We start from the raw sequence: 19,349 nt of genomic DNA, 5'->3' as shown, positions 1-19,349 counted from the left end.
CCTTTTAAATTAAGCCAATTACGAAATGCAGGTAGCACTTTATAGCAGGGGATTTATTACAGAAGATATTGCAAACATCCGTTTGTTGCTGGATGAATTGCAGCGGGCAGAGATCGAAGCCATTATTTATGAGCCTTTTTTTCGCACTTTACAACAGCATATTTCTTTTGATAAGATACCGGCCATATTTTCCTGTGCGGAAGATCTGCCGGGAAAAATAGACTTTCTGATGAGCCTGGGCGGCGACGGTACCTTGCTGGATACCGTTTGCTATGTGCGGGACACGAATATTCCTGTGATCGGGATCAATTTCGGGCGACTGGGATTTCTGGCCAGTATAGGCAAGGAAGAGATTCACTCGCTGGTAGAGGCGTTACTGAACCGTACTTATGTGGTGGATCAGCGTTCATTACTACATCTGGACGCCAATATTCCTTTATTCGGAGAAGTGCCGTATGCGTTGAATGAGTTTACCATTCACAAAAAAGATACCTCTGCCATGGTAAGAATCCATACCTACCTGAACGGGGAATTTTTAAATACTTATTGGGCTGATGGGCTGATTGTGGCTACACCTACGGGTTCTACCGGTTATTCGCTTAGCTGCGGTGGTCCAATCGTGTTCCCGGATGCGGGAAACTTTGTCATTACACCCGTAGCGCCGCACAACCTGAATGTAAGACCGGTGGTAGTACCCAATACGAGTGTCATTTCCTTTGAGGTGGAGGGCCGGAGCGACCAGTTTCTCTGTACCATGGATAGCAGGATGGAAACCATTGATAATACCGTGCAGCTGGCCATTAAAAAGGAACAGTTTAAGTTGAGTTTACTGCGGCTGGACGACAGTAATTTCCTGCATACCCTGCGCAATAAGCTGTTGTGGGGGATAGATACGAGGAACACGATCAAAATCTGATCCAGGAGATTAATTGTAAAATATATTGCTACATTTACAAATGTATTGCCTGCTGATTGTGACATTTAATTGCCTGTGAATTGGCCCTGCTTCTTCAGATGTTTGCATAATGATCAGTCACACATTAAATAAATCCGGCATTTTTGCGTTTAAGTAGAACTGATTTATGCGGAAAGCTTTTCTATATCCTGAATACATTGCGTTATCATTACTATTCGTGGCAGGTTGTCTGTGTCCCGGCAGGGTAGCAGCGCAGCATGAGCTGGGATATGTGGGGGAGCTGGGGTTTTCGGTGGGAGGAGCGCAATATATGGGGGATTTGAATCCCCGGGGGGCTTTAAATACGCTAAAACCCGCTATAGGTATCTATTACAGGAAGTACATGAATCAATATGTGGGGGTGCGGGCGCATGCCCGGTTTATGCAGCTGGGCTATTCGGATGTATACAACAAAAATGAATTTCAGCACCGGCGCAACCTGAGTTTCAATACAAATTTATGGGAGTTCTCTCTTCAGGGGGATTTTAACTTTTTCAGTTTTGAGCCGGGGAGCCTGGATCGCAGGTTTACGCCTTACCTGACCGGGGGAGCCAGTATTTTTCATTTTAACCCATATACCTACCTTGGCGGCGTTAAGTATTTTTTACAACCCATGCACACGGAAGGACAAGGAACTGCCCTGTATCCGGACCGCAAACCCTATAGCCTGATATCCTACGCTTTTTTAATCGGGGGCGGATTCAAGTATAATATTTCAAAAAAAGTAAATGTGGGTCTGGAGGCCCTGTACCGTTTTGCACAAACGGATTATCTGGATGATGTAAGTACCGCTTATGCCGGTCCTGGCGCATTTCCGCCACTGGCCAACGGTCAGCCAACAGTAGCCTACCAGTTGCAGGACAGGTCGGGGGTAATAAGCACACCTATAGGTGTAACGGGCCGCCAGCGCGGAAACAGCAGGGATAAAGATCAGTTTTTGACCATTGAGCTCACCTTCAGCATTTTGTTTACTTCTTACAACTGTAAATTTTAATTTACGGGGAAGATACTTTCTACAGGTAGCCTTTTAACACCTCCAAACAGGCCTGTAATCCCGTTTAATTTCCCAAAAGCCTCACTGGGACTGAATTCGCTGTTAAAACTACGTTAAAACAACTGGTTATGCTTTGCTGAAAAAGTCATTACTCTATTTTTGTATCTTTGCACACTTTTAGTAACTCTTTTAGTAAATCTGTAATAACAAATAAAACTGATATAATACGCCTGACACAAATGAGCTTGAAGGATAAATTGGACTTACAACGGTTACCGCGCCACATCGCCATTATTATGGACGGTAATGGCCGTTGGGCAAAGGAGCGGGGACAGGACAGGTTGTATGGGCATCACGAGGGAGTGGAGAGTGTGCGCACCATCGTAGAAACCTGTGCTGAACTTGGAATAGGCTATCTTACCCTATACGCGTTTTCTACGGAAAACTGGGACCGCCCTGTTTATGAAGTGAACGGCATCATGGAATTACTTGTAAATACGATCCGTAAGGAGGTAAACACGTTATCCAAAAATAATATCAGGCTACGTGTAATAGGCGATATGGACATGTTGCCCCCCCAATGCCAGCAGGAAATGGAGGAGGCCATTGCACTTACCAGCCATAACACGGGGTTGAACCTTATAATGGCCCTTAGCTATAGTGCCAGGTGGGAAATTGTGAATGCAGCCAAAAAAATTGCAGCGGACGTAAAAAAGGGAGCCCTGGACCCGGCAGCTGTAACACCCGAAGTATGGGAAAAATATCTCTGTACTGCCGGTTTGCCGGATCCTGAACTAATGATCCGTACCAGTGGAGAATGTCGGATCAGTAATTTTCTGTTATATCAACTGGCCTATGCGGAACTGTATTTTACAGATACCCGCTGGCCGGATTTCCGCAATGAACATCTTTACCAAGCCATCTTAAATTACCAAACCAGAGAACGGCGCTTTGGCAAAACAAGCGAACAAATTCAGCAGAATGAAGAAATTATTTCCTAAGGGCCTTCTGGCTATAGCATTATGTTGCAGTGCAGGCATACGTGTATCCGCTCAGCAGAAAGATACCGTTCCTCCCTTGCAACCAGCTAATCCGCCGGCTATGTCCCCGCTTAACATGGGAACTCCGCAACAGTACGAGATAGCCGATATTACCGTTGCTGGTACCCAATACCTGGATAAGTCATTGCTGCTGTCGCTCTCAGGCCTCACGGTTGGTGATAAGGTGGTGTATCCCGGGGGTGACCAGTTTACAAAGGCTATTCAGAGCCTGTGGTCGCAACGCCTGTTTGCTGATGTAACCATCTATGTTACCAAAATCGAAGACAATAAGATCTGGCTGGAAATAGGGCTCACCGAGATGCCACGTATGAACAGCTTCGTTTTCAGAGGAATTAAAAAGACTGAAGCCGATGATATCGCTACCAAAGCCGGTCTCCGCAAAGGGAGCGTAGCTACACAGAGCGTAAAACAGAACGTGATCGGGGTGGTACATAAATTCTACGCTGATAAAGGGTTTGGGAATGCTACCGTGAAAATTGACGAGCGAAAAGATAGCGGCCAGGTAAATTCTGTCAGCCTCGTATTCAATGTGGATAAAGGAAATAAGGTGCGCATCAATAACATCAACATTGTAGGTAACTACAATATTGCTTCTTCCAAGCTGAAGAAGAAGATGAAAGGCACTAAAGAGCGTACCCGCATGACGCTGCATCCTGATTACTCACACGTTTATGAGGATTCACTGGCACAACCCAACGATTTCTGGCAAACGTACGGTTTCCTGCAACCTACCAGGGCACTGGAAGAACTGGATCCATATTTCCGCTTTAAATTGTTCAGCTCCGCCAAATTCAACGAAACAAAATATATTGAAGATAAAGGGAAGGTGATAGGCTACTACAACTCCAAAGGTTACAGGGATGCCCTGATTACCCGGGATACTACCTATAAATCCGTCACTCAGAACCTCAACGTGGATATGCAGATCTCCGAAGGAAAGAAATACTACTTCGGTGATATTACCTGGAAAGGGAATACCCGGTACAGCGACTCCGTCCTGACCCGGATCCTCGGTATCAAAAGAGGCGATATCTATAACCTGGAGCTGCTGGAAAAAAGACTGGGTAAGCAAATGTCTCAGGAAGGCGGCGATATCAGCGGCTACTACATGGACTATGGCTACCTGTTCTTCCAGATCGATCCGGTGGAAATCGGCATCCGTGGCGATACCATTGATTATGAGATCAGGTTGCGTGAAGGCCCGCAGGCTACTATCAAGGAAGTACGTATAGCCGGTAACGAGAAAACAAATGAACACGTTATCCGCCGTGAGTTGCGTACGATCCCCGGTGAAAAATTCAGCCGCCAGGATCTGATCCGCTCTAACCGTGAAATTGCCAACCTTGGCTTCTTTAACCCGGAAAAGATCGGGATGAACCCGGTACCAAACGTGGCTGATGGAACCGTGGATATTGACTATACCGTAGAAGAAAAAGCAAATGACCAGCTGGAACTGTCTGCAGGATGGGGCGGCTACATTGGACTTACCGGAACACTCGGGGTAACATTTAACAACTTCTCCCTGCGTAACATCTTCAAAAAAGAAACCTGGGATCCTTTGCCAAGTGGCGACGGACAGAAATTATCTGTACGTGTGTCTTCCAATGGTAAAGCATACCGTTCTTATAACCTCTCTTTCACAGAGCCCTGGCTGGGTGGTAAGAAGAGGAACCAGTTTTCTGTGAGCTTCTACAGCAGCTACCAGAATCCTTATGCTTACAGCAATTATTACAGCAACTATTATACGCAGACCCAACCGGCTGCTACAACAGATGGTTACTTTAAAGTATTGGGTGCTTCCGTTTCATTGGGTAAGCAGCTGAAATGGCCGGATGACTTCTTTACGCTGATCTATTCTGTGAACTATCAGCAGTATAAGCTGAAGAACTATAACTACTTTGGGATTGCAGGTTTCGATAATGGGGTTTCCAATAACGTGAACCTGAAACTGACGCTGTCGCGGTCTTCTATCAACCAGCAGATCTACCCGAGTAGCGGTTCCAACTTCTTGTTGTCTGCACAGTATACGCCGCCGTACTCCGCTTTGAATCCTGAAAAAGACTATTCAAAAGAGCCGGTGTCTAAGCAGTTTAATTTTATCGAGTACCAGAAATACCGCTTTAATGCAGAATGGTATGTACCGTTGAGCCGCCCTATGGGAACGGACAATAAAACGTTCGTGTTAAAGGTGGCCGCCAAATTTGGTTACATAGGCCGTTATAATAATCGCACCAGGCTATCGCCTTTCGGCCGGTTTGAGTTGGGTGGAGATGGTTTGAGCAACTTCGCTATTTATGATCGTGATATCATTTCGCAGAGAGGTTACCCGGTTTATTACACATCGAACCCGAGTTCGAATCCGGAGAATGGCCAACCGCTTGGTTACGAAGGTTTCACCGTGTTTAACAAGTATGTGATGGAGCTGCGTTATCCATTTAGTCTGAATCCAAGTTCTACGATCTTTGGGCTGGCATTTCTGGAAGCAGCGAACGGTTATCGTGACATCCAGGACTTCAATCCTTTCAGGCTGCGTCGCTCTGCTGGTATAGGTATGCGCTTCTATCTGCCTATGTTTGGATTGCTTGGATTTGATTATGGTATAGGATTTGACCGTCTGAAACCTGGTGGTGGTTTAAAAGATGCAGCTAAGTTTACATTTATGCTGGGCTTCGAACCTGAATAATTGTGAAATATTTATATATTGCAAGATTAACCGGGTTCCGGTGGTTGCAAAAATCTATAGTAGCATGAAAAGATTATTTATTACAGCAGCTATTGTATTGGCTATGGCAGGTGCAACAAGTGCACAACGCTATTGTGTGATAGATACAAAATATATTTTGGAGAGCATTCCTGAATACAAGGATTCGCAGAAAAAGCTGGATGCGGTTGCGGAGCAATGGCAGAAAGAAATTGATGCGAAATTCCAGGAAGTGGACAAAATGTACAAGTCCTATCAGGCGGAGCAGGTAATGCTTACAGAAGAGCTGAAACGTAAAAGGGAAGATGAAATAGTAGCGAGGGAAAAGGATGCAAAAGACCTGCAAAAGAAACGCTTTGGTTACGAAGGGGATCTTTTCAAAAAAAGAGAGGAGCTGGTAAAGCCCATACAGGACAAGATTTACAATGCCGTACAAAAGCTGTCTGCCAGCAGGATGTATGACTTTGTACTGGACAAGGCCGGTGGTGCAACGGTTATCTTCTCTGATCCGAAACTGGATAAGAGTGAAGAAATTCTGAAGTCGCTGGGCGTGAAGAAATAAACGTGCACCTATTTTTTAACTATAAGTATTTAAATTTTTTTAAACACAGACAACATCATGAAGAAGTACGTAATTATTGCTTTTGTGGCAGTTACCGGTTTGTTCAGCGTGAATGCAATGGCACAATCTAAGGTGGCGCATATCAATGCTCAGGCGCTTGTAGGAAGCATGCCGGAAGCTAAGAAGGCTGAAACTGATCTGCAAACATTCGCTCAGGGCCTGGAAGCTGATGGTAAAGCCCTGGTGGATGAATATACAAAAAAGATGAAGGAATTTGACGAAAAGGCGGCCAGCATGACCGAAAATATGAAGGAAATCAAAGGTCGTGAAATCCAGGATTCTCAGAAGCGTATCCAGGATTACCGCGAACAGGCTGAACAAAAAGTACAGCAGAAACAACAGGATTTGCTGAAACCTATCTACGATAAAGCACGTAAAGCTATCGAAGATGTAGCGAAAGAAAAAGGTTATGGTTATGTAATTGACAGCTCTGGCGGTCTGTTACTGGTATCTCCTTCAGGCGACGATCTGCTGCCGGCTGTAAAAGCTAAACTGGGTATTAAATAATAAACGTCTTTAATATAAAAAGTGGAATGTGGCGTCAGCTGCATTCCACTTTTACATTTGAGATTTTGGATTTAATTTTACTTTTTAAAAATTTTCTGCTACCTTTGCCTTCCGTTTTAAAAAACACTATTCCTTTAAACCGGAATGTCTTAGTATAGTACAGGTAAAAACAAAAAATAAGAAATGAAACGTACTTTTCAACCGCATAACAGACGCAGAAAGAGCGTTCACGGCTTCAGAAAGAGAATGGAAACTGCCAACGGCCGTAAGGTACTGGCTTCCCGCAGGGCAAAAGGTCGTAAGAAGCTGACTGTTTCTGACGAACGTAAGCTGAAATAATCAGGAGCTAAATACAATTGCCATAAAAACTTATTCTTTTAAAAAGGAAGAAAGGTTAAAAAGCAGAAAACTTATTGAAACGCTTTTTCGTGAAGGAAAAGCGTTTTCTGTTTTTCCATACCGTATCATTTACATGCCAGTGACTACGCTGCCAGTAAACAAGTTTCCTGTGCAGATAGGTTTTAGCGCCTCTACACGCCGCTTTCCCCACGCAACGGACCGTAACCGCATCAAACGCCTCAGCCGCGAAGCCTGGCGCCTGCAAAAGCAGGAATTATATGATCATCTCCACGCAGAATCCCGTCAACTCGCTGTTTTCCTCATCTATACAGATAAAAAAATAGCAGACTTTTCTACCCTGCAAGCCAAAATTTCGGTAATTTTAAAGCAATTGAAGAACAGCTATTAGCCTTTAGCAGCAAGTATCACCGGTTACTTTTATTATAAACTAACCACTTACAGCTGATGGCTAACCGCTGGGGCTTACCGCTAAAAGCTATTTATGAGACGTGTTGTGCGCTGGTTGAGTTATCCGTTTATCCTCCTGATAAAAATTTATCAATGGTTTATATCGCCCTTACTGGGCAGTAAATGCCGGTACACGCCCACCTGTTCGCAGTATGGGCTGGAAGCATTTAAAAAATACGGAATCTTCAAAGGTGGCTATCTGACCATAAAACGTATCTTGTCCTGCCATCCCTGGGGTGGACATGGCTATGATCCGGTGCCTTGATGCACTTTTTGCCAACGAATAAAATCATTCACTTTATACATTCTCTGCATGCGCGCGTTTTTTAATAAAAGAAAGAAGCTGGTAGCAGCCCTGCTGTTGCTGATCACCGCCAGTGGCATCTTCGCTTTCAATGAAAGCGATAAATATTTCCAGATCGCCAAGAACCTGGATATTTTCGCTGCCTTCTACCGCGAACTGAATACTTATTACGTGGATGACCTGCCGCCTGAAAAAGTAATCCATAAAGGCATTGAAGCCATCCTCGAAGAAACAGACCCTTTTACGGACTTCGTTTCCGAAGAGAACCTGGACGACCTTAAGTTCATGGCTACCGGCAAATATGGTGGCGTAGGCGCTTCTATCAATAAAAGCGGCGAATGGACCGTCATCACAGATGTATATGAAGGAAGCCCCATGGATAAAGCCGGCGTAAAACCAGGCGATATCATTGTTAGCATGGAAGGGAAGTCAGTAAAAGCTACACCACAGGAAGACATCAGCAAAATACTGAAAGGCGCTCCCGGCACCCCGCTGGATATGGTATTCCGTAATCCTGTGACCGGTAAGGAAACACCAAAAAAGATCGTCCGTGAAGAGATTAATGTAAGAGCAGTGAGCTATTCCGGCATACTGGCGAATGATATCGGGTATATCAGGATGACACAGTTTACCGAAAACAGCGGTTCCATGGTACGCGCAGCCTTCCAGCAACTGAAACAAAGCACCCCGGCTATGAAAGGCATTATCCTCGATCTGCGCGGCAATCCCGGCGGTCTGCTGGATGAAGCGGTGGTAGTAGCCAATATCTTCGTAGACAAAAATAAACTGATCGTCAGCACCAAAGGGAAAGTAAAGAACTGGGACCGTAATTACGAAACCAGCGAAATGCCTGCGGATGTACATATCCCACTCGCAGTGTTAACCAATCATTCCTCTGCCTCTGCCTCCGAAATAGTGGCCGGCGCCGTACAGGACCTGGATCGCGGACTGGTAATAGGGCAACGCTCCTATGGTAAAGGACTGGTGCAAACAACCCGTCAGCTCCCCTACAACACCAAGCTGAAAGTAACCACAGCCAAATATTATACACCCAGCGGACGCTGTATCCAGGCAATAGACTACTCGCATCGTAATGACGACGGCAGCGTGGACTATGTTCCGGATTCTCTCCGCAAATCGTTTACCACACAAGGCGGCCGCGCTGTAAAAGACGGTGGTGGCATTGAACCGGATGATAAAGTAGATCCTACTTTCATCAGCCAGGTAGCCATTACCCTGATCCGTAAACAATTCATCTTCGACTACGCTACCAACTATTATTATAGTCATCCGAAAATAGCGCCTGCGGCAGCATTCTCGCTGTCTGATGAAGAATTTTCCGACTTTGAACGTTATCTCGACAACAAGGATTACAGCTACAAAACCCGCAGCGAAGACGCCCTGGAAACCTTCAAAACCACCGCTAAAAAAGAAAAATATTTTGACGCAGTAGCCAAGGAGCTGGAAACGCTGGAACAAAAAATGAAACACGACAAAAAGCAGGACCTGCTAAAAAATAAAACAGAGATCAAACGCTTGCTGGAAGAAGAAATTACTAACCGCTATTACGCGCAGCAAGGCCGCATCCGGAAGTCGCTTGTATGGGATAATGAGGTAAATGAAGCCATACAGGTACTGCATTCACCTGAACGGTACCGGCAGCTGCTCAAATAATGTTGAATGCCTGATGCTGCTATTGGTCAGGCATTTTGCGTTAAGCATTTTTTTTATTAGTTTGAGCGCAGGAAGGCAGTGCTTTATAAAATCACACGACAGGTATTCACACCCGGAGAGGAATTCTCTTTATAGTAAGATAACATAACGGCTAAATCGATTTCAGTAATTTTGTGTTTTCCGGATTAATATTATAATGCAGGAGGAACAACATATAGGTCCAGCTATTTGGGATGCTTGTAAAGCGGGTGATAAAGATGCTTATGCGCATATTTACAAATTGTATTATCCCCGGTTATTTAATTATGGCTGTAAGTTTACAGCAGATACCAACTTTGTAGAGGACAGCATACAGGAAATTTTCATGTTGTTCTGGACAAACAGGGCAAAACTGGCAGGCGTCAGGGAATTAAAGAGCTACCTGTTTGTATCTTTCCGGCATCACTTATTACGCGTACTTTCCCGGCATAAAAAAATGCAGGAAGAACTGCTTGCGGCAGACGGTTATTCCTTTGCACTGGAAATCTCTGCAGAACAGCAGCAGGTGGCAATGGAAACACAACAGGAACAATTGTCCGTGCTGCGGAATGCCATGTTAAACTTAACTCCCCGGCAAAAAGAAGCGGTGTTCTTCCGTTTCTATGAGAACATGAGTTATGAGGATATTGCCCAGATCCTCAACATCACTGTAAAAGCAACCTATAAGCTGGTAGCCCGCGCAATTGTTGTATTGCGTGAAGCATACAATAGCAAGCCCCTGGTAAACGCCCTGCTTACACTCACTGCATTAGTGGCCGCAGTGGGCAGTCTGGAGCTGGCAATGCTGATCAGTTCTCATTAATCACACATCTCAAAATAAATTTTTAATTTTTTTTACTTCCCATGGGGTAAAATCAATTGTCCGTTGCTCCTGTAATTGTAATAACCGAAAATGGAGCAACCAAAAGACTACGATCGCTACAATACCAATGATTTTATTACGGATGGATATTTCCTGCAATGGGTAAGATTCCCTGACGAGGAAAGTAATGCATTCTGGCAGGCTTGGATAAGTACACATCAGCATCAGCAACAGCAGATAGATAATGCACGTGCTTTTCTCCGGCAATTATATTTCGTGGAAAATTTACCTGCACCGGATATGGTACAGGCCTCGTTAAAACGAAGCCTGGAAAGGATTTCGGTAATGGAAGCTGTTCCTGAAAAAGGGAATATCCGCAAAATATGGTGGTGGGCCGCCGCTGCAGTGTTGGCGGGCTGCATGGCATTGGCCGGACAACAGTTCTGGAAGAAAGCGCCTGCTATGATCCAGTATAGCGGATTGACGCATGAAGTGCGCAAAGTATGGTTGCCGGATAGCTCTGTTGTACTTCTGAATGCCAATGCGGAAATATCATTTAGTAGCAGCTGGGAGCAAGCCGGAGCGCGTGAAGTATGGCTGAAAGGCGAAGCCTTTTTTGATATCAAACCGGTAGCCGCCGGAAAGCAGGCTGCACGGGCTTTTATAGTACATAGCGGGAAAATGGATATTGATGTACTGGGTACTTCTTTCAATGTGAGAGAAGGGCAGACATTCACCAATGTAACATTGAATACCGGTAAAATAAAAATCAGGTTCAGCGATCTGCCAGAACAACCGGTTTACCTCAATCCCGGCGATTTTGTTCAATACTCCGCCCGCAACAACAAGGTGATAAAGAAACGGGTAAATGCAGACCTGTATGCCGACTGGAAAGAAGAGGGACATATGCTGAAGAATGTAACACTGAAAGAAATAGCTGCTTACATAGAAGATGTTTATGGATACCCTGTTAAGATCAGCAGCGATAAACTGGCGAAGCAGGAACTATCCGGTGGCCTGCGCGTAAAGGATGAAAAACTTTTACTCGAAACACTGGCATTCACACTGAACGCAAAAATTGAAAAACACGCAGATACACTTTTTATTCAACCAAAAATAAAAAAATAAAATTTCCTGGTATGCTGACAAATGTACCTTTTAAAATGCTGAGCAGATGCGCATTGTTATGCGCTACCTGCCTGATTGGGCCCCTGGTCCATGCGCAGGACCTGGCGTCGGCCGGCACCGCCACACACGATGCTTTCGCTTACCAGACAAAGCGGAAACAAGTGCAAACATTGGGAGAGATATTGAAAGACATAGAGAAGCAGCATGACGTAAGTTTTATCTGTAAATCAGAGTTGTTGCAATTGAAAATTAATCCGGGTAGTGAGAACTTCAAGGGTAAAATGTTTGTCAATTCTCTGCTCTCTGTGATCCGGCCCTATGGTCTTGATCTGAAGCAGATCACAGAACAACAGTTTGCTATTTCCTCCGGTAATGAAGGAGAGGAGCGGGTTCCCGCCGATAAAAAAGAAGATGCGAATGATGCGGATGAGTTGCGGCCGCTTGGCCAAAGTATCAACGCACTGAAAAGCACCACGTTTGATAACCGTAGCTGGAACAGGATACAGGTGATGCGGGTAAAAGGTACCGTAAGAGGTGCCGGTGGTGTGCAGTTGCCTGGTGTAACAGTAACGGTGAAAGGAACCGGAAGCGGTGCTGTTACAAATGCAGATGGAAAATTTGAGATCAACGTACCGGGCAATGATGCTGTGTTGGTATTCTCTTACATTGGGTATCTGCCAAAGGAAGTGCCTGTAACGGGCCAGCAGATAGACGTGATGCTGAGTGAAGATACCCGTCAGTTGAACCAGGTAGTGGTAGTAGGATATGGCACCCAGAAAAAAGTGAACCTGACAGGAGCGGTAAGTATGGTTGGTGAAAAAGAACTGGCCAACAGACCCGTAACGTCTATGTCTTCCGCATTGCAGGGATTAATGCCGGGTCTTACAGCGGTGAGCAATACGGGTTTTCCCGGAGCTTCCGGCGCAACGTTGCGTATCCGTGGAACCGGTACAACAAATAATGCAAACCCTTTTATATTAATCGATGGTGTACCCGGTGATATCAACTATCTGAATCCTGCCGATGTAGAAAGTGTTTCTGTATTGAAGGATGCTGCATCAGCCGCTATCTATGGTTCACGCGCGGCTAACGGAGTGATACTGGTAACAACCAAGAAAGGTAAGCAGAATCAGAAACCAACCGTCAGCTACAATGGATATTTCGGTGTTCAGAAACCATATGCACTACCAAAAATGGTGGGATCTGCTGAATACATGGGCATGCTGAATGAAGCCCAGCGAAATGCCGGCCTGCCGGAAACATATACAGACGCAGATATTCAGAAAGTAAAGGATGGTACAGACCCCGACTATTTTGCCAATACCAACTGGCCGAAAACTTTGTTCAAGGATTATGCGCCGCAGCAGGAACATACGCTCAGCCTGAACGGTGGTACAAAAGACATGGCCTATTACCTGTCTTACGGACGGCAGGATCAGAAAGGGCTGGTAGTTGGCGATCAGTATAATGCACTGCGGAATAATGTGCGTGTACGCATGAATGCATTCCGTCTGTTTGATGTAGTAGACCTTGATGGTAATTTCGGATACATAGATCGTTCGCAGAATCAACCGGCAGGAGGAACAGATGCTTCTTCCGGACCTATATATACTTCGCTTACCATGTCGCCACTGAATCCGGTGAAATTTACAAATGGTGAATGGGGCTATGGCGGCGGTTCCAGCAACCCCGTAGCCATAGCTACTGATGGAGGTTACAACAATTTTAAATCGCAGGAAGTAACCGGCAACCTGTCTGCCAAGTTCCACATATTGAAAAACCTGGACTTCACAGGACAATACGGAACCAATATCATTAACCAGCGCCGTTCTACTTTTAGCAGGAAAATAGATTATTACTACCCGGATTCCGGTTCCTTCTGGTATTCCAATGCTACCAGCAACAGTCTTGAAATGCGTGATTATATGAGCCGGATGGAAAATCTGTCGGGATTACTCAATTATGATCTTACCCTGCAAAAACATGATTTTAAAGTGTTGCTGGGCTATCAACAGGAATCTTACAGGTATGAATCATGGGCAGCCAGTAAACAGAATTTTCCCAGTGATGATGTACCGGTTTTTAACCTGGGATCTGATAATCCAAATGCTAGCGGAGACGGCTACCAGTATGCTTTACGTTCCTGGTTCGGTCGTTTGAATTATGCTTTCAACGATAAATATTTGCTGGAGCTTAACTTCCGCTACGATGGTTCTTCCAGGTATTCACCAGACCTGCGTTACGGGACTTTCCCTTCAGCTTCTGCGGGCTGGCGGTTTACCCAGGAGGAATTTATGAAGAACAGCGGTATTGCAAGATGGCTGAATGAAGGTAAACTGCGCGCTTCTTATGGAAGCCTTGGAAACCAATATGGCGCAGATGGAACGGCATACTCGGAATGGTATCCATACATGCAGGTGCTCACAGGTGTTGGTACAATGCCCATCGGAAATATACTGACAAGAGGTATGGCACAAACCAACCTGTCAAATCCTTTGCTTCGCTGGGAAAAAGTAAATATGCTGAACATCGGTGTAGACCTGGCTTTTCTTAATAACCGCCTTACTTTCAGTGGTGACTGGTTTGACAAGCAAACAATGGATATACAACTGAAAGTACCGCAGCCGGATGTGTTGGGACTTGAAGTGCCCGATCAGAATGCCGGCGATGTGTCAAATAAAGGATGGGAAATAAGCCTGGGCTGGACAGACCATGTTAGTGATTTCACATATGGTTTTACGGCGCAGCTGTCTGATGTAAGAAACAAAGTACTGAACCTGGGTGGTGCCCCACCAGTGCTTGGCGACAGGATTTTACAGATAGGATATCCTATCAATGCTTTCTATGGCTACAAAACTGATGGACTGGCACAGGAAGATGATTTCACCAAAGACCCAACTACCGGAAAGCTCATACCTAACTTCCCCATTTTTGATGCTGATAAAGGTAAAGTAGGTCCCGGCGATGTCAGGTACCGCGATCTGGATGGAGATGGTAAAGTAACTGCTGATAAGGACCGTACAGTGATCGGTGACGCCTTTCCGCGTTATACGTATTCACTCAGAGGTAATTTCGGCTGGAAGAATATCGATTTCTCTTTCTTCCTGCAGGGAGTTGGTAAAGGCAATGGTTATATAAGCAGTATTGGTATACACACTTTCCAGGCTTATGGATCATATCCGCAGGAAGTACACCGTGATCACTGGACGCCGGAAAATCCCAATGCATGGTATCCCCGTTTCACATACCTGGATACACGCAACACCACCGCACGCATGTCTGACTACTGGTTGCAGGATGCCGCTTATCTGCGGTTAAAGAACATACAGATCGGCTATACGTTGCCGTACAAATGGACCAGCAAATTGCGCATGCAACAGTTGAGGGCCTATGTTTCTGCGGACAACCTGTTTACAAAAACAAACTTCTTTTATGCATATGATCCGGAAACAGTGACCAGCAGTGGAGGAACATATCCGCAGGTGAAAACGATCGTTTTCGGTCTTAACATTAACTTTAAATAATCAATGCCATGCAGCAAAAGCATACATTCCGTTTTACACGCATAGCAATATGGAGCATAACAGGTGCATTCGTCTGTTGCCTGTTCGGTTGTTCAAAGGATTTCCTGAACCGTAGTGCATTGGATGCTGTTCCAAACGAGGAATTCTGGAAAACAGAGGGACAATTGAAGTTGGCGGTGAACGCCTGCTATGATTACCTGAAAGGCAAGAATGTGATAGATATGGAGAATCTGGGAGATAATACGATCTACCCACCCATGTCTGACTACCTGGCTATTTCTACGGGTAATTATGATTTTACCACCGGTACTTTAAATTCAGAATGGGTAGCCCAGTATAAAGGCATCCGCCGTTGTAATCACTTCCTGGAGAATTACCAGAAAGCGCAGGGGATCAAACAGGGCACTATGGACCAGTTTGCGGGAGAAGTAAGATTTCTGCGCGCGTTCCTGTATAGCTATATCAGTTTTTTCTTTGGAGATGTACCCCTGATCACTAATACGCTGAACATCGGTGATGACCAGGTATATGGCCCACGTTCCCCACGTGCGCAGGTGGTTGATTTTATACTGCAGCAACTGGATTCTGCTGCTGCTGAATTGCCGGTATCTTATACCTCCGCAGACCTGGGCCGCATTACCAAAGGCGCAGCACTGGGCTGGAAATCGCGGATAGCACTTTTCTACGGCAGGTATGATGTAGCAGAAGCTGCAGCCAAAGCCGTTATGGACCTGAATACTTATCAGCTGTATACCGCCGGCGGCCCCGACAAATGTTATAACGACCTGTTTACACAAAAAGGTAAACTGGCCGGAGGCGCCAATAAGGAAACGATACTGGCCAGGTTGTACCTGATAGATGTATCGATGCATAACATGAGCCGTGAGAGCCAGGTGCCGGATCAGACAGCACGCTTTAATCCTACCAAATCCCTGATGGATGCCTATTTGTGTACAGATGGTAAGCCTATTGAAAAATCATCTTTATACAACGAAGATGCACAAACAGCTTATGGTGATGTGTTCAAAAACCGGGACCCCCGTTTGTCACAAACCGTACTGGCGCCGGGTAGTACCTGGGGTGGAAAAGATGATGGAGATGCAGATGCAAGTCCTTCGGATATCTACAACCTGCCTAAATTTAATTCAGATAAAAAAGGTTGTGTAACTGCTACCGGTTATTACTTTACCAAATATGTACAGGTATCCGCCGTAGCTACTTACAACAAGGACCCGAACGATGTGCATATCATGCGCTATGCAGAAGTATTGCTGAACTATGCAGAAGCCCGCGAGATGCAGGGTAAACTCACACAGGGAGATCTGGATATGACGATCAATAAACTGCGCGACAGGGTTGGTATGCATCATATGATCATAACAGAGCTGGCAACCTGGGGTATGGACCTCCGGCAGGAGATACGCCGCGAACGCAGGGTAGAACTGGCATTGGAAGGACAACGTTATTTTGATCTGTTGCGCTGGAAAGAAGGCAGCCTGCTGGCCGCAGATGTGAAAGGCATGAAGAAAGCTTTCATTCCTACGTACATGCAGCCATATGTAGCCAGTGTTCCAGTGGATGCAAATGGATATATGATCGTAAATACCAACAGGCGGTTTACAGATCCGAAAAATTATCTGTGGCCTGTACCATTAACACAATTTCAGCGGAACCCTGACCTGGGACAGAACCCTGGATGGGAGTAATCATAAATAATTTTAAAGCCTGTAGTGTAGAGTTTGCAGTTGTAAGCAGACTTTATACTACAGGCTTTAAATAATAAATTGACTACCATTATGAAACAATTGTTGCTACCCGCAATCCTGTGCTGTTGTCTTTTTGCCTGCAAAACAAAGAAGGAACTGGCAGGTACGGAAACCAGGAAAGGGGATACCATTAGGGTATTGACCTATAATATCCACCACGCCAATCCTCCATCCCGTAAAGATGTTATAGACCTCGACGCCATCGCAGGAGTCATTAACCGGCAGCAACCGGATTTTGTGGCTTTGCAGGAAGTGGATGTACACACGGGTCGTTCCGGCCGTGATGTGCATGAGGCGGAAGCATTGGCTGCCAAAACAGGCATGCATGCTTTTTTTGCAAGATCTATTCCTTATGATGACGGTGAATACGGGATCGCAGTGCTCTCTCGCTATCCCATAAAAGAAGGACATGCCTATCAGTTGCCGTCGGCACCCGGCTCTAAAGGAGAACCGCGCGCACTATGCACGGTGGCGGTAACATTACCTGGCGGAAGAAATGTAACGATGGCCAGCACACACCTGGATGTATTAAAAGCAGATGCAGACCGCCTGCTGCAGATCAGGGAGATAAGCCGTATCCTCGGCAATGCAGGTATGCCGGTTATACTGGCAGGCGACTTTAATTCCAAATCCGGGAGCCCTGCTATACAAGTGCTGGACAGCGCATTTACGCGCACCTGCCAGGATTGTCCGTTTACCATTCCGGTGGAGCATCCCAACCGCACGATTGATTTTATCAGCTACAGACCCGCAAAGGCTTTCAAAGTGCTGGAGCACCAGGTAATACCGGAGCGATATGCGTCGGATCATTTGCCGGTACTGGCAGTGCTGAAGCTGGAAAAATAATTCCTGCTGCAATGCAGATCCCTGCCGGCACAAGCAATTTTTTTGTTTTTTACAGGTAGATGGATGATAGTTGCTCTTGATAAAATTATGTTTTCCCGTATATTGTTTTTATTTTGACAAACTCATTACATGTTGTAAGGGGCATTGTATACGTATTATAAGTTATCATTTTCATCAAACCTAAAAGGTTAATCATGCCAGTAAATCCTAACGAAGGCTCGCGCCGGAATTTTATCAGCAAATTTGCCAAAGGAGTTGTGGGAGCGTCTCTCCTTCCATCTATTATTACGGCAGCTGACAGAAAAAGGAACATTGAATTACTCTCCCGCCTGAAAGAAAAATACAGTGCGAATGACCAGATCCAGATAGCCCTTATTGGTGCCGGTGGTATGGGGACAGCTGATGCCAACACGGCAATTACAGTACCCGGTGTAAAGCTGGTTGCTGCCTGCGATCTTTATGATGGCCGCCTGGCAGACGCTAAAAAGAAATGGGGTAATGATATTTACACTACCCGTAACTATAACGAGATCCTGGACCGTAAGGATATCGATGCAGTTATCATTGCAGTGCCCGACTTCTGGCATAAGGATATTTCCGTAGCCGCTATGAACAAGGGTAAATCTGTATACTGCGAAAAGCCGATGGTGCATGATATTTCCGAAGGTCCCGCAGTAGTGGATGCACAGAAAAGAAACGGTAAAGTGGTGTACCAGGTAGGTAGCCAGGGTATGAGCTCCCTCGGAAATGAAAAGGCCCGGCAGCTGCTGAAAGATGGCGCTATCGGAAAACTAAACTATGCAGAAGGATTCTGGGCGCGTATGTCACCAACCGGTGCATGGCAATACCCTATTCCGGCCGATGCGTCGCCTAAAACTGTAGACTGGGAGACCTATCTCAAAAACGCGCCAAAGCGTGATTTTGACCCCCTGCGTTTCTTCCGCTGGCGTAATTACAAAGATTATGGTACCGGCGTTTCCGGCGATCTGTTCGTCCACCTGTTTTCCAGCCTTCACCTGGTAACCGGTTCTATGGGGCCTAATAAAATAATGGCTACCGGTGGATTACGTTACTGGAAAGATGGAAGAGAAGTACCGGACATTATGCTGGGTATGTTTGATTATCCTGAAACAGAAATACACCCTGCGTTTAACCTGTCTCTCCGTGTAAACTTCGTAGATGGTACCGGTGGCACCAACTACCTGCGTATGGTGGGCAGCGAAGGTTCTATGACGGTAGAATGGGATAAAGTAACCCTGTACCGCAACAGGAATAATGTGGATGAAAATGATCCTTTGGCACAGGCCAATGCAGCGGCGAATGCCGGAAAAGCGTATGCCTATCACCGTGCGGAAATACTGCCGCAGGATAAGATGGAATACGAAGCAGAGAAAGGCTACAAGGGCGCTCACTTTGATCACTTCTACAACCTGTTCAACGCCATGCGTACCGGTGGTAAGGTAGCAGAAGATCCTTTGTTTGGTTTCCGTGCCGCAGCGCCTGCATTGCTGTGTAACGAAAGCTATTTCAGCAATAAGATCATTCACTGGGATCCGAAGAATCTTAAACTCGGATAATAGCAATACTTGCTTCAGCACATAAAAAGGAAAGACCTCCAT

At 45.6% G+C, this 19,349-nt stretch carries 16 protein-coding genes; all 16 read left to right on the top strand.

The genetic code is table 11. The annotated features are described in order from the left end of the window. Positions 1-25: 25 nt before the first annotated feature. The 16 genes from ABQ275_RS22415 (at position 26) to ABQ275_RS22340 (ending at position 19,307) form a co-directional block, all read left to right on the top strand. Complete coding sequence (locus ABQ275_RS22415) at positions 26-916, top strand: NAD kinase (RefSeq protein ID WP_349315372.1); 891 nt, start codon at positions 26-28, stop codon at positions 914-916. Positions 917-1,082: 166 nt separating this feature from the next. Further along, positions 1,083-1,949 carry a DUF6089 family protein gene (locus tag ABQ275_RS22410; protein ID WP_349315371.1) on the top strand — a complete coding sequence of 289 codons (867 nt, stop codon included), beginning with the start codon at positions 1,083-1,085 and terminating at the stop codon, positions 1,947-1,949. A 239-nt stretch (positions 1,950-2,188) separates the two neighbouring features. After that, positions 2,189-2,950, top strand: coding sequence for an isoprenyl transferase (locus ABQ275_RS22405; RefSeq protein WP_349315370.1), 762 nt, complete (start codon positions 2,189-2,191; stop codon positions 2,948-2,950). Continuing rightward, positions 2,931-5,693: a POTRA domain-containing protein gene (locus ABQ275_RS22400; RefSeq protein WP_349315369.1), complete on the top strand. Its 2,763-nt coding sequence runs from the start codon at positions 2,931-2,933 to the stop codon at positions 5,691-5,693. Before ABQ275_RS22405 ends, ABQ275_RS22400 begins: the two co-directional genes overlap by 20 nt. Before the next feature lie 64 nt (positions 5,694-5,757). Continuing rightward, positions 5,758-6,273: an OmpH family outer membrane protein gene (locus ABQ275_RS22395; RefSeq protein WP_349315368.1), complete on the top strand. Its 516-nt coding sequence runs from the start codon at positions 5,758-5,760 to the stop codon at positions 6,271-6,273. 57 nt (positions 6,274-6,330) lie between these two features. Further along, positions 6,331-6,840 carry an OmpH family outer membrane protein gene (locus tag ABQ275_RS22390; protein WP_349315367.1) on the top strand — a complete coding sequence of 170 codons (510 nt, stop codon included), beginning with the start codon at positions 6,331-6,333 and terminating at the stop codon, positions 6,838-6,840. A gap of 183 nt (positions 6,841-7,023) precedes the next feature. Next, the gene (rpmH, locus tag ABQ275_RS22385; protein WP_012788729.1) at positions 7,024-7,179 is read left to right on the top strand and encodes a 50S ribosomal protein L34; all 156 of its coding nucleotides are present in this window, start codon (positions 7,024-7,026) and stop codon (positions 7,177-7,179) included. Positions 7,180-7,195: 16 nt separating this feature from the next. Further along, on the top strand, positions 7,196-7,588 hold the full coding sequence (locus ABQ275_RS22380; protein WP_349318804.1) for a ribonuclease P protein component: 393 nt from the start codon (positions 7,196-7,198) through the stop codon (positions 7,586-7,588). A gap of 93 nt (positions 7,589-7,681) precedes the next feature. Further along, positions 7,682-7,912 carry a membrane protein insertion efficiency factor YidD gene (gene yidD, locus ABQ275_RS22375; RefSeq protein WP_349315366.1) on the top strand — a complete coding sequence of 77 codons (231 nt, stop codon included), beginning with the start codon at positions 7,682-7,684 and terminating at the stop codon, positions 7,910-7,912. Positions 7,913-7,960: 48 nt separating this feature from the next. After that, positions 7,961-9,625 carry a S41 family peptidase gene (locus ABQ275_RS22370; protein WP_349315365.1) on the top strand — a complete coding sequence of 555 codons (1,665 nt, stop codon included), beginning with the start codon at positions 7,961-7,963 and terminating at the stop codon, positions 9,623-9,625. A 196-nt stretch (positions 9,626-9,821) separates the two neighbouring features. Continuing rightward, positions 9,822-10,466 (top strand): sigma-70 family RNA polymerase sigma factor, encoded by a 645-nt coding sequence (locus ABQ275_RS22365; RefSeq protein WP_349315364.1) that lies wholly within the window; start codon positions 9,822-9,824, stop codon positions 10,464-10,466. A gap of 90 nt (positions 10,467-10,556) precedes the next feature. After that, the gene (locus ABQ275_RS22360) at positions 10,557-11,594 is read left to right on the top strand and encodes a FecR domain-containing protein (RefSeq protein WP_349315363.1); all 1,038 of its coding nucleotides are present in this window, start codon (positions 10,557-10,559) and stop codon (positions 11,592-11,594) included. An 11-nt stretch (positions 11,595-11,605) separates the two neighbouring features. Continuing rightward, positions 11,606-15,118: a TonB-dependent receptor gene (locus ABQ275_RS22355; RefSeq protein WP_349315362.1), complete on the top strand. Its 3,513-nt coding sequence runs from the start codon at positions 11,606-11,608 to the stop codon at positions 15,116-15,118. A gap of 8 nt (positions 15,119-15,126) precedes the next feature. Further along, a complete protein-coding gene (locus ABQ275_RS22350) occupies positions 15,127-16,824 on the top strand; it encodes a RagB/SusD family nutrient uptake outer membrane protein (RefSeq protein ID WP_349315361.1) in 1,698 nt (565 codons plus the stop codon). A gap of 90 nt (positions 16,825-16,914) precedes the next feature. Further along, on the top strand, positions 16,915-17,730 hold the full coding sequence (locus tag ABQ275_RS22345; protein ID WP_349315360.1) for an endonuclease/exonuclease/phosphatase family protein: 816 nt from the start codon (positions 16,915-16,917) through the stop codon (positions 17,728-17,730). A 194-nt stretch (positions 17,731-17,924) separates the two neighbouring features. Next, positions 17,925-19,307: a Gfo/Idh/MocA family oxidoreductase gene (locus tag ABQ275_RS22340; protein ID WP_349315359.1), complete on the top strand. Its 1,383-nt coding sequence runs from the start codon at positions 17,925-17,927 to the stop codon at positions 19,305-19,307. Positions 19,308-19,349 lie beyond the last annotated feature (42 nt).

The organism is Chitinophaga sp. MM2321, assembly GCF_964033635.1.
GTDB lineage: Bacteria > Bacteroidota > Bacteroidia > Chitinophagales > Chitinophagaceae > Chitinophaga.
Note: the sequence above shows the minus strand (reverse complement) of the source record. Positions and strands in the feature narration are given on the sequence as shown.